Annotated in this window: 17 protein-coding genes; 9 read left to right on the top strand and 8 right to left on the bottom strand. The window is 64.3% G+C overall.

Annotated features, from left to right (window positions below):
- Positions 1–229 precede the first annotated feature (229 nt).
- Together AC1DDA_RS09835 and AC1DDA_RS09830 are read left to right on the top strand one after the other, a co-directional pair.
- Complete coding sequence (locus tag AC1DDA_RS09835) at positions 230–1,558, top strand: hypothetical protein (RefSeq protein WP_476795603.1); 1,329 nt, start codon at positions 230–232, stop codon at positions 1,556–1,558.
- Positions 1,447–1,998: a tetratricopeptide repeat protein gene (locus tag AC1DDA_RS09830; protein ID WP_476795602.1), complete on the top strand. Its 552-nt coding sequence runs from the start codon at positions 1,447–1,449 to the stop codon at positions 1,996–1,998. Before AC1DDA_RS09835 ends, AC1DDA_RS09830 begins: the two co-directional genes overlap by 112 nt.
- An 8-nt stretch (positions 1,999–2,006) precedes the next feature.
- Here AC1DDA_RS09830 and AC1DDA_RS09825 read toward each other — a convergent pair whose 3' ends face one another.
- From AC1DDA_RS09825 to AC1DDA_RS09800, 6 genes are all read right to left on the bottom strand, one after another.
- Positions 2,007–2,594, bottom strand: a complete 588-nt coding sequence (locus AC1DDA_RS09825) for a hypothetical protein (protein ID WP_476795601.1) — start codon at positions 2,592–2,594, stop codon at positions 2,007–2,009.
- On the bottom strand, positions 2,581–3,342 hold the full coding sequence (locus tag AC1DDA_RS09820; RefSeq protein ID WP_476795600.1) for a carboxymuconolactone decarboxylase family protein: 762 nt from the start codon (positions 3,340–3,342) through the stop codon (positions 2,581–2,583). Before AC1DDA_RS09820 ends, AC1DDA_RS09825 begins: the two co-directional genes overlap by 14 nt.
- Before the next feature lie 12 nt (positions 3,343–3,354).
- Positions 3,355–3,744 carry a VOC family protein gene (locus tag AC1DDA_RS09815; RefSeq protein WP_441512783.1) on the bottom strand — a complete coding sequence of 130 codons (390 nt, stop codon included), beginning with the start codon at positions 3,742–3,744 and terminating at the stop codon, positions 3,355–3,357.
- Positions 3,745–3,826: 82 nt separating this feature from the next.
- Entirely contained in the window at positions 3,827–4,996 is a 1,170-nt protein-coding gene (locus tag AC1DDA_RS09810; protein WP_476795599.1) for a beta-keto acid cleavage family enzyme, read from the bottom strand.
- 82 nt (positions 4,997–5,078) lie between these two features.
- Complete coding sequence (locus AC1DDA_RS09805; protein ID WP_476795598.1) at positions 5,079–5,381, bottom strand: hypothetical protein; 303 nt, start codon at positions 5,379–5,381, stop codon at positions 5,079–5,081.
- A gap of 235 nt (positions 5,382–5,616) precedes the next feature.
- Positions 5,617–6,105, bottom strand: coding sequence for an autotransporter outer membrane beta-barrel domain-containing protein (locus tag AC1DDA_RS09800; protein WP_476795662.1), 489 nt, complete (start codon positions 6,103–6,105; stop codon positions 5,617–5,619).
- Between the two features lie 378 nt (positions 6,106–6,483).
- Here AC1DDA_RS09800 and AC1DDA_RS09795 point away from each other — a divergent pair, with 378 nt between their 5' ends.
- The 7 genes from AC1DDA_RS09795 (at position 6,484) to AC1DDA_RS09765 (ending at position 13,077) form a co-directional block, all read left to right on the top strand.
- Complete coding sequence (locus tag AC1DDA_RS09795) at positions 6,484–7,113, top strand: TetR/AcrR family transcriptional regulator (protein WP_476795597.1); 630 nt, start codon at positions 6,484–6,486, stop codon at positions 7,111–7,113.
- Between the two features lie 78 nt (positions 7,114–7,191).
- Positions 7,192–8,049: a metallophosphoesterase gene (locus AC1DDA_RS09790; protein ID WP_476795596.1), complete on the top strand. Its 858-nt coding sequence runs from the start codon at positions 7,192–7,194 to the stop codon at positions 8,047–8,049.
- A 31-nt stretch (positions 8,050–8,080) separates the two neighbouring features.
- A complete protein-coding gene (locus AC1DDA_RS09785; protein ID WP_476795595.1) occupies positions 8,081–9,376 on the top strand; it encodes an ABC transporter substrate-binding protein in 1,296 nt (431 codons plus the stop codon).
- 71 nt (positions 9,377–9,447) lie between these two features.
- A complete protein-coding gene (locus AC1DDA_RS09780) occupies positions 9,448–10,185 on the top strand; it encodes a tyrosine-protein phosphatase (RefSeq protein ID WP_476795594.1) in 738 nt (245 codons plus the stop codon).
- A gap of 118 nt (positions 10,186–10,303) precedes the next feature.
- A complete protein-coding gene (locus AC1DDA_RS09775; protein WP_476795593.1) occupies positions 10,304–11,140 on the top strand; it encodes a carbohydrate ABC transporter permease in 837 nt (278 codons plus the stop codon).
- Entirely contained in the window at positions 11,130–11,957 is an 828-nt protein-coding gene (locus AC1DDA_RS09770) for a carbohydrate ABC transporter permease (RefSeq protein ID WP_441512773.1), read from the top strand. The genes AC1DDA_RS09775 and AC1DDA_RS09770 overlap by 11 nt, the downstream gene beginning before the upstream one ends.
- 16 nt (positions 11,958–11,973) lie before the next feature.
- Positions 11,974–13,077 (top strand): ABC transporter ATP-binding protein, encoded by a 1,104-nt coding sequence (locus tag AC1DDA_RS09765; RefSeq protein ID WP_476795592.1) that lies wholly within the window; start codon positions 11,974–11,976, stop codon positions 13,075–13,077.
- Between the two features lie 74 nt (positions 13,078–13,151).
- On the opposite strand, the gene AC1DDA_RS09760 is transcribed toward AC1DDA_RS09765, so the two are convergent.
- Together AC1DDA_RS09760 and AC1DDA_RS09755 are read right to left on the bottom strand one after the other, a co-directional pair.
- Entirely contained in the window at positions 13,152–13,622 is a 471-nt protein-coding gene (locus tag AC1DDA_RS09760; RefSeq protein ID WP_476795591.1) for a gamma-glutamylcyclotransferase family protein, read from the bottom strand.
- Between the two features lie 134 nt (positions 13,623–13,756).
- Positions 13,757–14,929, bottom strand: coding sequence for an isovaleryl-CoA dehydrogenase (locus AC1DDA_RS09755; RefSeq protein WP_476795590.1), 1,173 nt, complete (start codon positions 14,927–14,929; stop codon positions 13,757–13,759).
- Between the last annotated feature and the right edge of the window lie 77 nt (positions 14,930–15,006).

The raw sequence follows: 15,006 nt of genomic DNA, 5'->3' as shown, positions 1-15,006 counted from the left end.
GGGTTCGCAAGGAGCCGGCCAAGGTCGCCCCGCTGGTCCTCGCCGTGCTCGGTGGCGGCCTGATCGCCGAAGCGACGATCGCGAAGGCACTCGTTTCGCGATCGCCTGATACACGGCCGCAGCGGGGCTCAGGCTCGAATCTCCGTCGGCTTGTACGTCCGACCGAAAATCCCATAGTTTGCAGTCGGCAATTCGATATTCGAGCGTGTGTCCTCGGAGGAGGAACATCATGCGAGAGCTGAGCATCCTGGGTTCCTCGCCGGTTGCTTCGACCGCGGGCGCATCGTTCGAAAGGGCGGTCACGAGTACCCTCACAGCCGAAAGCGTCAGGACTCAGCTTCATCGCATCGTGAACAGCCCGGACTTCGATGCTACGGAACGGTCGCGGCGATTTCTCGGCTATGTCGTCGAGGAGGAAATCGCAGGCCGTGCCGACCGCATCAAGGCGTATGCGATCGCGACCGAGGTCTTCGGGCGGGATGCCTCATTCGACGCGCATTCCGACCCGGTCGTCCGCATCGAGGCGGGGCATCTTCGGCGCGCACTCAATCTCTACTATGTCACCGCCGGCATTTCCGACGAGATCGTCATCTCGATCCCGAAAGGCAGCTACGTCCCCAAATTCGACATGCGGCCATCGCCGATGCGTCCCGTCCGGGTCGCCAGCCCGGCGCGCCGGTGGCGTGCGGTTCCTATCGCCGCCGCTTGCCTGTTGGCACTTGCCACACTGTCCTGGCCGACCGTGAATCGGATCGGAAGCGATCGTCAGCAGGCTCCGGCGCTGCCTCGGCTGCTGGTGAGACCTTTCGACGACCTGACCAATACGGGTAACTCGCAAGCGATCGCGCGCGGGCTGACGCAGGAGATCATCGGGCAGATCGCAAAGTTCAAAGACATCGTGACGGTGGCCGGTGATCCACGCGATGATCAAGGCGCCTCCGCTGCACGCTCTTCTGCCTCCGATCCGCGCTACGTTCTCGCGGGGGACATCAACGTCACCGACAACGAGTTCCGGCTTCGTGCCCGTGTCCTCAACCGTGTCGACAACACGGTGATCTGGGCGAACAGCTACACCGGCGATCTGCAGGCTTCGAAGCTCATCGAAACCGTGACCGACATCGCCCGGCAAGTCGTGACGCCGCTAGGGCAGCCCTATGGGGTGATCATCGAGCCGACGCATCGCAGCGACTTCAGAACGCTCCGGACGATTGGCAGGCCTATGCCTGCACGCTGTCCTACTACGCCTATCGCGTCAGCCTCGACGGCAAGAAGCATCCATCGGTCCGCAAATGCCTCGAGGACGCGGTGCGGCGCTTTCCGGACTATGCGACCGCCTGGGCGCTCCTCTCGCAAGCCTATATCGACGAGATCCGCTTTCGCTATCCAATCGACCCGCAATCGTCGCCGGCTTCGATCGACAGGGCGCTCGAAGCCGCGCGTCGTGCGGTGGAACTCGACCCGGAAAACATTCGCGCACTTCAGGCCCAGATGTTTGCCTTGTATTTCCACGGCGAGGTCGAGACCGCTCTCAAGATCGGCGAGCAGGCCCTTGGGCTGAACCCCAACGATACCGAGCTTGTCGGCGAATATGGCTACCGCCTCGCCTTGGCCGGCCATTGGCCGCGCGGCTGCGATCTCATGAACGAGGCTCGCGAGCGCAATCCCGGGCCGCTCGCCTATTACGAATCCGGCCTGGCGCTCTGCAGCTACTTCAAGGGGGACCTGCGCGAGGCTGTGATGTGGATCACGAAGACGCCTGCGCCGGAGAACCCCAATTATCACTTGATCGCCGCAGCGGTGTACGGCGAGGCCGGTCAAACCATCGAGGCCGCGCGCGAGCGGGCCTGGCTCGAGGCCCATGCGCCTCAACTCGTCGCCAATCTTCGATCCGAGGTGGCGCTGCGCGTCGTCCGCCCGGAGGACGTCGATCGGTTCCTGCAGTCCTTGCGCAAGGCCGGCATCGCGTCGCCGGGCGAGGGCAAGAGGAAATTGGACTGACTGCAGCGCTACGATTCCGCCGTATCCCGAACGACCGTCCTGAACAGCAGCGCTTTCATGTGCGCCGGACCGAGCGCGCGACTGAGATTCTGGAATGCGAAGTGCGGGATGAGGGCGAAGAACAGGATCACGGCGACGCACAGGACGCCGGATAGGCCGCCGCCGCCGATCGCTGGAACGCTGGTGGTTGCGGATTCGCCCTTGAACAGGCCGATCAGCATCTCTTCGAGAACGTGGAAGACGACGAACAGAATCGAGAACAGGAAGGCTTCGTACAGGATCGGACAGATCAGCGGCCGCCGATCGAGCCACCTGCTCAAATTGAGATCCTCCAGGACAAGCATGACCTTCGCGAGGATGAACGCGTTCAATACCGCGAAACCTTGAGACGCAAAGCCGATGCCGTGTTCGCGAAGAATGATCCGCTCGTTCAGCACGAATAGCCCGAACAATATCCACAGATACAGAAACAGCACGGCGAACCGCCTTGCCTCGTCGAGGACGCGCGTCTGAAGGTTGCGCGCACCATCCGTCGGCGCAGTCGCGTTGACTGCGATGTCGGCGACGCCTCGCTCCCCCGGGTCAGACTTCGTCATCGCCTGAGTCTCCGCTTGAGCTCCCCGAGCGCTTCGCCAGTTCCTCGGCCAGTATCGGAATGGCGAGGTTGCAGGCCTGCACCCCCAGTGCGGTGCACGACTTCAGGACCTCCATGATGTCCGCGGCTGTCGCCCCCAGCGCCAAGGCGGCCTTGATGTGCCGACGCGTCCCTGGCGCGTACATGTGGGTGAAAGATGCATCGAATGCGATGCTGAGAAGCTCCATCTCCTTCGCACTGAAAATTCCGCTACCGTAGATTCCGGCGCCCGTCGCCATGAACTGCTCGGTCCATTGCGGATCGAGCTCGAAGAAGGGATTCCACGCCTCATTCCACTGGCCGATGGCCTTAATCCTATCGCATGCGGGCGTCTCGACCGGAGCCCTCGCCGCCGAACACTGTCCCGACGCCTTCATTTCATCGAGGAGGATCGGCGCACCAAGGCTGCAGGAATGAATGGACATCACGGTCGCCATCTTGATGACCGTCAGGAGTTCGGCCCGTGTCGCGCCCGCATCGAGGGCCGCGCCGACGTGGCGGCGCGTGCCTTCCTTGTCGAGATTGGTGCAGGCGGCAGTGATCCCAACGGCAATCAACTCGACGAAACGGCGCGGAAGGACTGCGCCGTCCCAGGGGTTGGTGCTCATCGCCCGGCAGGCAAGCGCCCAGCCTGGATCCCATGCCTCGAATTGAGCGAGGGCATCGCGCTCCCACGGCCCGAGCGAACGGCTGTCCTGGAGCTGTTGCATGTCTGGTCTCCGCTAGTCCGGTTCCGGCATCGGGAAGGCCGTGGCATCGGGCTGCCAGACCGCGAACATGTTCCCCGACGGATCGGCGAGAACGGCAACCCATGCTGTTCGCGGAACTGCCGTCTTGGGCCGCATGACTTTGGCCCCCATTCGCTCGGCGAGGATGATGGAATCGTCGATCGACTCGACATGCACGAATTGCAGCCAACCCTTCGGGTCGGCCTGCGGCCTGTAGGTCAGGCCGCCGCCGACCGTGTCTGCGTCGGTCGGGTCGAGGTGCATGCGCCAATAGTCCAGGCCTTCCACGCGCTCCATTCGCCAACCGAAAAGGGCGCTGTAGAATCTGGCGAGCTGCTCCGGCTCGTCGCCATAGATTTCGAAGTGGGTCAACTGGCCAGTCACGATCCCGCTCCCGAGCTCGTTTTGGAAGGATCGGCCTGCGCCGGAGCGCAGGCCCCCATCAAAGCGCATGAAGCGCGATCGGTTATGCCGATGCCATCTTCAGCTTTGCCTGTGCGGCCAGGACGGGCGCCGGTGCGATCATGCACGCGGCGATCGGATGCGAGTCACCGCCCAGGACAGCCGGCTTGACCTTTCCATCGGTCGGCCAGGTCAGGAAGCCCGGATTGAAGTCAGTCGGACTGGGCGGCATGTCGTTCTTGCGCAGCGTCTCTTCAACGCTGTCGTACCAGGTCCCGACCTTCATGATCCGGCGCGCCTCTTCGGCGGTCGCAACCTTGCGGCCGAACTCCTTGCACAGACGCACCGCGCCTTGAATTTGCTCCACCGTGGTCTTGCGGGTGCGATCGGCGCCCCAGAGATTGTCTTCGTTGCCGACCCGCACATGCTGGCCGAGCACGATGGACATCGCCGAGATGGAGATAAGGCCACGCATGCTCGACCAGAAGGTATTGACCGACCCCTGCGGCAGGCGTTGCAGGAAGTGCATCAGATCGAACGGATTCCGGCCCAGCGTTCCGCCGCCATAGGCACAGAGCGCGATGTTCAACGGCCCCATATAGACGCCAGCCCGGATGACCCGCTCGATGAGTTCCCATTGGTGGACATGGGCGGGGACGAAGTAAGGCTGGATGCCGTTCTTCCGAAGGCGCTTGAGGTGTTCGACGTAGAATTCGGGGGTCGAATCCACCACCATGCCGGCCCAGGCCGCCAGCACCTTGGGGTCGTCCATATGCGTCCCCTTGATGTCTTCCTTGGAGAACATCGAAGCGATGTCCCAGAGCGTGGTGCCGGTCGTCACCGTCACGAACTCCGGCTTGGGATCCAGCTCGGCGAGCATGTGGCGGGTATCGTAGTCGAGCCATTTCGCCTTGGCGTCGGCCGTGTGCGGCGAGAACGAGATCGAGCCGCCGACCTGGATGATCATGTCGGGCACGGCTTCCTTCACCCGCTTCAGCAGGTAATTGTAATCGTCGAAGTTCGTCGACCCCATGCCGGTGGCCGGGTTCCGGACGTGGAAGTGCAGCATCGTGGCGCCGGCCCTGTAGCAGTCGACTGCGATCTGGACTTGTTCGTCCCAGGTCAGGGCGATATCGCTCGCGTCGCCGGGTAGCCATGCCGGGCCATAGGGCGCCGCCGTGATGATGAGTGGCGCCATGTTCTCCGGCAATATCGAGTTGTCGGTGTAGTACATGTCTTTCCTCCCTCGCTTTGGCTCTCCGGGCTTCTCGCGGCCCCTGACGGCAGGAGCGCCCGGCGCCGTGGAACTCTCATGCTCATGAGCGGCGCTTCGGCTGGTCGGCCCGGCCAATCGGGATGAGGTCGACGGTCCTCAGCGCCGCGCCGATTTCGGCGATGAGGCGGTCGATCACGGCAAACCATTCCGCCGTTCTTTCACCGCGAATCTCGGCGGGAAGTGCCTGGGCCAGGAGTAGCGCCCGCTCCGCCTCGGCGAGTTCCTCGCACATGTCACAAAAATCCTCGCTGCGTGCCGCGAGCTGCTCGATCGTCCGGCGCTCGGTCGGGAGCCGTTGCATCACGGCGGAAACGCCTGGCTTTCTTTGTTCGTCGTCGGGCATCGACGCCGATCCCATCATCGCGTCGTTCTTGCTTCGAGGCGGACCATAGACGGATCGGTCGGAAATCTGCGTAACCTACGCAGAAGACACGGGGGGAGGGGGCACATCACGCCTGTCAGGATGCGCCAATTGCAGCCATTGGGCGGTTGTCCGAGCGGACATTCAAAGGCTCGAACGCGGCGCCTGCCGTGCCTGAACCTCATGTCCGCAGGTCGCTGCTGGCGTGTGATCGCCTTCAGAACCTGACGTCGAGCCGTCCCTTGAGGGCCTGGTCGCGGGTTCGCTCGCCGACGGCGGCCACATAGGAGATGCCGAAGGTGGTCGAGGCGTTTGTGCGCCAGTCGAGCCCGGCTTCGGCGACCAGTGCATTGCGATCGATGGCCGCGGCGTAGACCCCGGCCGACGTCGTGCCGGCGACGAAGGCCGTCACGGTCTTCGGCGTCAGATCGCCGAAGCCATAGCGCCAGCCGAGCAGACCCCGGGCGAAGAGCGGCATCGTACCGAGCTGCGCCTCGGCGCGCAGGCCCCATGTCGTGAAGCCGAGATTCTGGTCGCCGGAGAAGACGCGTAGCGCCGCAGCGCCGCCTTGCTCGACGTCGGAGCCGCTCGAGACCTGAAGCAAGGCAAGCTGGGCGAAGGGTTCGATGCCGAAGCGCTCATAGGTGAACGCATAGCCGAGCTCGGCGAAGGCCTGCGCCACCCGGCTGTCGCGGTCCGAGCGCAGCGTGGCTCGCCTCCGCTCTTGGCAAAGAAAACGGCCCGTAAAGTGCAGAGTACATTATTGCCGCAGTTCATGGCGTGGCGGCAGACGCGGGCGGTGGCTGCCCAGTTGGTTTCCTGCGCTTCGCTACTGCGGTGACGGGCTGATCTTCGTCGGCATCAATGATGCGCTGTCGAGCGCAAGGCGCTGCAACAGCGAGGAGGCGCTGCTGGCGCGGGCGTCCAATCCGGATAGTGCGGAACGCGCTCGCGAAGCGGGCCAGGGGCGCGCCCATGAGAAGCATTTGACCGCATCGCGCTGACGTGCGCCTTCGGCCGGCGTCGCCAAGATCGGCTCTGCCGGAATGATGCGTGGCTCAGGTCACATCGCGAGGTTATGGGCATGACAGCAAATGCTACGGCCGCAGCCCTATTGAATGCCTGCGAGGACCTGCTCGTCCAGGCAAGACATCCGTCCGAAGTCTCATCGCGTCGGATCGCCGATCGCGCCGGCACGAATCCGGCTGCAATCAACTATCATTTCGGCGGCCTCGAACAGTTGTTCATTGCGGTGGCGGAGCGCACCTACCGACGCCTCAACGCAGAGCGTCTGGCGCTTCTGCAAAAGGCCGTTGATGCGGCCCACCCTGAGCCGGTGCCAGCCGACGCGTTGGTCCGCGCTATCATCGGCCCCTCGATCCGCTGGGCGCTCGATCCGGATTCCGCTTATCCGGTCCTTCGGCATGTAATCTCCAACTACCTGGGTTCGGAGAAGCCGGAGATGTACCGAGCGATGATCGACGAGGTCGAGCCTCACCGCCTGTTCATCTCGCATTTCCTGAAGGTCGCGCCATGGCTCGACGAGGCGGAGATCGGCTTCAGGATCAGTTGCCTTCTCGGTATCCGATCGCAGCTCATCCGGCATCGGCAGCGGACAGAAGCCCTCACCATGGGCCGGATCGACATGTCGGATCCCGAGGCGCTGCTCGGCCATATCGTTTCTGTCGCCACGCCGATGTTCCGTCAGCACTGATTGTCAAACGGCGTTTGAATTCGTTCATTCCAGTGACATTTGGCAGACCTATCGGGCTCCGAACTCGCGGAGCGTCCGATGAAATCAAGCGTCACATTCGTCCATATTACCGACCTGCATGTCGGCGATCCCGCGGTCTCGGACGATCACCTGTTCAGCAATACGAGCGAGACGCTCACCTCGATCCTCGCGATGATCGGCCGCATCGAGCCGAAGCCCGCCTTCATCGTCGCCAGTGGCGACCTGACCAACCGCGGGAGCACTGACGACTACAGGCATCTCGCCCGGCTCATGCAGGCGACGGACGTTCCGGTCCTGTACGCGCTCGGCAATCATGACACGCGCGAGGGCTTCTATCAGGGCATGCTCGATCGTGCCGACGAGGTGACGGCGTCCTACGACCATGATCAGGTCATCGACGGGCTGCACGTCATCGTTCTGGACACCAGCACGCCCGGCCAAATCGGCGGCACGATCGAACCCGAACAGTTCGACTGGCTTGAAGCAAGGCTCGACGCCCACCCGGAGCTGCCGAAGCTGCTCGTCGCCCATCACGCGCCTGCGCTCGGCGAGGCCCCGGACTGGGCCCATTGGCGCACTATCGAGTTCGACCAGTCGCAGCGCCTGGCCGAGATGCTCGTCGGGCGGAACATCCTCGCGATCCTGAGCGGCCATATCCATCACGACCGCTTTTCGGTCTGGCACGGCATCCCAGTCATCGTCGGTATGGGAATGCATGCAGCCACCGACATTCTGGAAAGCTCGGTCCTGCGGATGGTCCGCGGCGCTTCCTTCGGCATCGGCACGGTCCGCAAATCGGGCCTGACGATGGCGCTCGTCCCGCTGCCATCCGATCGGGCCGAGCTCAACCGCTACGACCTCACGATGCTGCGCGAGCGGCAGGAAGCCGCCCTGGCCGAAGCCACGGCGGGTTGAACCCAGAGTCACCGCAAGGACGGGTCTACCCATGATGAAACGTTTGATGTTGCGGCTGCTGGCTGCGGGCGGGCTCGGCATTGTCTTGTCGAACCCGGCAGCGGCGGAGATGGCTGGCCCGCCGAGCAAGCCGGTCACGATCACCTTCTACAACTACAACCTCGCCACAGCCACGGCCGGCGCGCAGGCGACGCGCGAGCTCATCGCCGAGTTCGAGGCCGCCAATCCGTTGATCAAGGTGCAGCCGGTCCCAGTGCCGCCGAACGAGATCATGACGCGGCTGCAGGCGGATATGGCTGCAGGGCGGCAGCCCGACGTCGCGCAGCTCGTCTTCCGCGACCTGATCTATCTGGCCACCGATCTCGGCGCGCAGCCCCTCGAGGACATGGCGGGCGCCAAGGGCTATGCCGAGCTCACCGCGGGGATGATCCCGAACGGCCTGGAGCTCGGCAAGGTCGACGGCAAGACCTACGGCCTTGCCTACACCTTCTCGACGCCGATCCTCTACTACAACGCAGACCTGTTCCGGAAGGCGGGGCTCGACCCTGACAAGCCGCCGCGGACCTGGGCAGAAGTGCGCACGGCCGCCGAGGCCATCGCCAAGAAGACCGGCGCCGAGGGCTTCTTCCCCGGCGCCTACGGGCCGGCCGACGGCACCTTCGTCTACCAGGCGATCCTGATGTCGAACGGTGGCAAGGTCCGGGACGGCAACAGGCTGACCTATGCCAGCCGCGAAGGTATCGAGGCCGTGCAGATGCTGCGCGACATGGTCGCGGGCGGTGGGCATTCGCGCATGGACCCGGCCGGCCCGGCCGATGCCATGTCTGCAGGCAAGCTCGGCATGTTCCTCTATACGAGCGCGCTGCAAAACAGCATCTCCAATGCGGCCAGGGGCAAATGGGAGCTGCGCGTCGCGCCGATGCCGGCCTTCGGCACCAAGCCTACGGCGCCGACCAACTCCGGCTCTGCTCTGTTCGCGTTCTCGACCGATCCGGCCAAGCAGCGTGCCTCCTACGAGTTGCTCAAGTTCATGACCTCGAAGCGCGGCTATACGGTCATCACCAGCAAGATCGGTTACCTGCCGCTGCGTCTCGATATCGTCGACGATCCCAATTACCTCGGCCCGTGGACCGCCGCGAACCCGCTGATCCGCCCGAATCTGGAGCAGCTCTCGCGGCTGACCCCGAACGTCGCCTTTCCCGGCCCCGATTACCGCCAGGTCGAAAGCCTTATGAAGGACGCCGTCATCGAAGCGGTCTTCGGCCGAGGCGACGTCGCCAGGATCCTGACCGAGGCGCAGACCCGCGGCCAGGCGATGATGCCCTGACCTTTGACGCTGGAGCGGGCGTCCCCGCCCGCTGCCTCCGCGTTTCCGTTCACCGACAGGTCACCCGATCGATGCCGCTTCACCCCTTGCGTCACTGGCAACTGCCGAACGCCCATAATATCCGCGATCTCGGGGGCTATGCCGGCGCCGGTGGTGTCGCCACGGGCTGGGGGCGTCTGCTGCGCGGCGACGACCTCTGGCATCTGAGCGAGAGCAGCCGCGACGCGCTGGTGGACCGCGGATTGGCTTTGGTGATTGATCTGCGCGGGCTCCACGAGGTTGAACATCAGCCGAACCCGTTCGCTGCCCATCCGACGGTGCGCTACCGCAGCATAGCGCTTTTCGACCAGTTGGAGCCGATTGGAACGCTGTCAGCGCCGCTCAATATGGCGGCACGCTACTGCGAGGCATTGGATCGATGTGGCGCGCGGCTCGCGGACGTCCTGGCCGCCATCGCCGAGGCGCCCGAAGGGGTCGTGCTCTTCCACTGCACGGCGGGCAAAGACCGCACCGGCATCGTTGCTGCGCTCCTGCTGCTGGTCGCCGGCGTCGCCGAAGACGAGATCGCCGCCGACTACGTCCTGACCGCCGAACTCGGACAGGCGATGCTCGAAAGGCTGCGCGAGCGCGCGCTCGCGGGCGGCGCCGATCCGGCCCAGGTCTCGCTCATGCTGGCGAGCGATGAGATCACGATCCGCACGATGCTCGCGCATCTGCGGGAGCGGCATGGCGGCATCGCCACCTATCTCGCAGCCATCGGGCTCTCGCCCGCTCGGATCGAGCGGCTGCAGGCCCGGCTGAACGATTGAAGCGCGCGGCAGCCGGCACATGGCACATGCGATGAAACCCTTCGCCGAGCTCTCTGCGGCGGCCTCGAGGCGCAGGGCGAGATGGATCGTCTCTCCGTGGCTCTATCTGGCGCCCGCGATGATCAAGCTGATCCTGTGGATCTACTGGCCGCTGATCGACGCCGTGCGGCTCAGCTTCTTCCGCTGGAACATGCTGCCCAACGCGCCGCAGCGCTTCGTCGGATGGGACAACTATGTCCGGATATTCTCGCTGCCGAAATTCTGGGATGCAGTCGCCAATACCGGCGTCTACGTGCTCGGCCTGATCCCGCTCGCCGTGCTGCTGCCGCTCGCGATCGCAATCTACACGCACGACCTGCCGGCGCGCTCCCGCAACATCTATCGCGCGATCATCTTCGTCCCGATGATCATCGCCCCCGTCGTCGGCGCGGTGGTCTGGCGCTGGTTGCTCGATCCCGGCCACGGGCTGGTCAATGCCGGCATTACCCTGACCGGCGCTGCGCCTGTCCGCTTCCTGGGCGATCCCGCTTGGGCGATCTGGACCATCATCGTCATCACAGGCTGGAAGCTGATCGGCTTCTCGACGCTGATCCTCTCGGCCGCCAACGCCAACATCAATCCGGCGCTGATCGAGGCCGCGCGAATGGACGGAGCCTCGCGTTGGGAGATCATCCGCGACGTGCGCCTGCCGCTGCTGCGCTCCACGGTGCTGTTCCTGCTGATGATGACCACGCTGCTCGGCGCGCAATGGAGCTTCAGCTACATCCATGTCCTGACCGGCGGCGGCCCACTCGGCTCGACCACGAACCTGTTCTACCTGCTTTGGGATTTCGGCTTCTCGACGATGTCCGTCGGCTGGAGCTCGGCCTCGGCCGTCATCCTCTTCCTCGGCTTCAGCGCGATCGCCTTCGTCCTCCTGCGGCTGATCGACAGGTGTTCCATCCATGACAACTGACATTCGTCCGGGGCAGCGCAGCCGCGCCGTGGGCCATCTCGTCATGGTCCTGCTGTCGATCTTCTGCCTGTTCCCGGTCTACTGGATGATCGTCACCTCGCTGCGTCCCGAGAATGCGATCTTCGAGACCAGCCTCTGGCCCTCCGAGCTCTCGCTCGCGAATTATGCGGCGGCCTTGGACGCCATCCCGATCGTCCGGATGCTGGCCAATACGCTTGTCATCTCCGTCGCGGTGACGGTGATCCAGCTCTTCACCGGGCTGCTGGCGGCTTATGCTTTCGCGCGCTGGCGCTTCCCGGGCGATCGTCTCGTCTACGCTCTGATCGCGCTGACCTGGCTCGTGCCGTTCCAGGTCGTGATGATCCCGAACTATCTGCTGATTGCGCGGATGGGTCTGCTCGACAGCGTCGCCGCACAGATCCTGCCGAACTTCGCCTCCGCGCTCGCGATCCTGCTGCTGGCCCAGACCATGCGGAGCTTTCCGAAAGAGGTGTTGGAGGCGGCCCGAATGGATGGCGCCGGGCACTGGCGCGTGCTGTGGGAGGTGGTCATGCCCAGCTTGCGCGGGACGCTCGCCTCGCTCGCCATCCTGATCTTCATCTCGACATGGAACGAGTATTTCTGGCCGTTGCTGCTGAGCCGCACGCCCGAGAACAGCGTGATCCAGATCGGCATCCAAATGTTCATGACGGCCGAGGGCAATGCCTGGGGCCCGCTCATGGCGGCCTCGACGATGGCGAGCCTGCCGGTCCTGGCGATCTATCTCGTGCTGCAGCGTCAGGTCGTTCAATCCTTTATGAAATCGGGCATCCGCTGATGCCGAGAGGTCTCTGATGTCCGCTCTTTCGATCACGGCGCTCCACAAGAGCTATGACGGCAAGCCGGTGCTGCATGGCATCGACGTTGCGATCCCCGACGGGGACTTTGCGGTCATCGTCGGCCCCTCGGGCTGCGGCAAGTCGACCTTGTTGCGGATGATCGCAGGGCTTGAGGACGTCACCGACGGAACCATCGTGATCGGCGACAGGGTGGTGAATTTCGTCGATCCGGCAGAGCGCGGCTGCGCCATGGTTTTCCAGAACTACGCGCTCTATCCGCATATGACGGTGGCGCAGAACATCGCCTATCCGCTGAAGATCGCCCGCGTTCCGCAGGCCGAAAAGGAGCGCAAGGTGCGCGAGGCCGCCGCGCTTCTCGGGCTGAGCGACTATCTGGGTCGCAAGCCCGCGCAGCTTTCCGGCGGCCAGCGCCAGCGCGTGGCGATGGGCCGGGCGATCGTCCGCGAGCCGCAGATCTTCCTGTTCGACGAGCCGCTCTCGAATCTGGACGCCCTGCTGCGCGTGCAGATGCGAATCGAGATCAAGCGATTGCACAAGCGGCTGCGGACGACCTCCATCCTCGTCACGCATGACCAGATCGAGGCGATGACGCTCGCCGACACCCTGATCGTCATGAACAAGGGGCGGGTGGAGCAAATCGGAGCGCCGTCCGAGATCTATCGTCGCCCGGCGTCCCTGTTCGTGGCTGGTTTCCTCGGGGCTCCCGCCATGAACCTACTGCCGGCTTTCGTCCGCGACGACGGGGTCGTCGCGCTCGAGATCGCGCCGGAGCGGGCGATCGCTTTGCGCTCTGGCATGAGACCCGGCACGCAACTGGTCGCTGGGATTCGTCCGGAAGAGATCGTCATGAGCGAAGCGGCCGAGGGCTGCGACGCGGTCGTCGACATGGTCGAGGAGCTCGGAAATTCGCGCATCGCCTATTGCAGAATGCTCGACAGGGACCTCGCAGTCATCCTGCCGCCGGGAACGGAACAGATCGAAGGCAAGTCCGTCCGGCTTGGCTTCAACGGCTCGGCTTGGCACTTCTTCGACGCAGACGGCTTGCGGGTCGAGCTCCGCTACGCCCCTCCGACGAGGGCTGTCGCGGCACTCGTCTAGTCTAACCTCGCAACGATCCGCCGACATCCGAGCATTCCCGGCGTCGAAATAGCTCTGGCGGTGGTGCAGGGGCATCAGAATTTGCGGAGTTTTTCCTGCAATCGCGGTAACACCATCCCACGGTTCTCGGTCAGAAAGCGATTCAGGTTGGCGATATAAGTCTCTGGCAGACCGAAGTGTTTTGCTCCAGCGATGACCGTCTCCATGTAGCCGGGCTTCGGCTTTCCCGGCTCGGCTGAGCGACCGATATAGATCAACGTGCGCTTGGCGCCGCCCGGCACGATCACCGGTTGGCTGATCTTCACATAGAGGCCGCTCGCGATATCCTCGAACTTGTCGAGCACGCGGATGTCGCTGAGCGAGCAATCCCAGAGTACGCCATGCACTTCGTCGCGCGGATCGCGGATCGCCGAGGCATAGCCGTCGCGGGTGACGATGAAGCGATGGCGCGGCAGGCGAGCGGGGCCGAGCGGTTGGGAGTTCGGGCAGCGCTGTGCCATCCCGGCCGGGTCCATGTTGAGGCCGTAGGCGAAATAGAGGGGCATTGGGGCCTCGCGTCAGTCTCGGGCGGCGCGCGGCGCAGACCCGAGAATCTCGGGACGTATAGCCGCCCTGTTTGTTGAGGCATCTCGTCCTGAGATGCTCGGGTCAAGCCCGAGCATGACGGCGCCTTTGACCCTTACTTCGTCTTGTTGAACAGTTCCCGCCCGATCAGCATCCGCCTGATCTCGCTTGTCCCGGCGCCGATTTCGTAGAGCTTGGCGTCGCGCAGCAATCGCCCGGTCGGGTAGTCGTTGATGTAGCCGTTGCCGCCGAGCAACTGGATGGCGTCGAGCGCGACCTGCGTCGCCTTCTCGGCTGCGATCAGGATGGCGCCGGCAGCATCCTCGCGGGTCGTCTCGCCGCGGTCGCAGGCCTTGGCGACCGAATAGACATAGGCCCGGCAGGAGTTCATCGCGACATACATGTCGGCAACCTTGCCCTGGACGAGCTGGAACTCGCCGATCGACTGGCCGAACTGCTTGCGTTCGTGGACATAGGGCATGACCACGTCGAGTGCCGCTTGCATGATGCCGAGCGGCCCGGCCGCCAGCACGACGCGCTCGTAGTCGAGGCCGGACATCAGCACGTTGACGCCGCGCCCGACCTGGCCGAGCACGTTCTCCTCCGGCACCTCGCAATCCTGGAAGACGAGCTCGCAGGTGTCGGAACCGCGCATGCCGAGCTTGTCGAGCTTCTGATGGGTCGAGAACCCCTTCATGCCCTTCTCGATCAGGAAGGCGGTGATGCCGCGTGAGCCGGCCTCCGGATCGGTCTTGGCGTAGACGACCAGCGTTTCGGCGATCGGGCCGTTGGTGATCCACATCTTGTTGCCGTTGAGGACGTAGCGGTCGCCCTTCTTCTCGGCGCGGGTGCGCATCGAGACGACGTCGGAACCCGAGCCGGGCTCGGACATGGCGAGCGCGCCGACATGCTCGCCGGAGATCAGCCCAGGCAGATATTTGCGCTTCTGCGTTTCGTTGCCGTTGCGGCGGATCTGGTTGACGCAGAGATTCGAGTGGGCGCCGTAGGAGAGGCCGACCGAGGCCGAGGCTCTGCTGACCTCCTCCACGGCGATGCAATGTTCGAGATAGCCGAGCCCCGAGCCGCCATATTCCTCCTCGACCGTCATGCCGTGCAGGCCGAGCGCGCCCATTTCCGGCCAGAGATCGCGCGGGAACTGGTTGGTGCGGTCGATCTCTTCGGCGCGCGGGGCGATTTTCTCCTGCGCGAAGGCGTGGACGGTGTCGCGGATGGCGTCGGCGGTCTCGCCGAGGTCGAAATTGAACGGGCGCGGCGCGTTGGCAAGCATGGCGGAACCTCCCGGCAGATCGTGGGGAGCGGGGCTCCCTTTGCCTTCGTTATAGCTGCCCGGGGGGCGGCGCGTCA

The organism is Allobosea sp. 10N428 (assembly GCF_056394545.1).
Note: the sequence above shows the minus strand (reverse complement) of the source record. Positions and strands in the feature narration are given on the sequence as shown.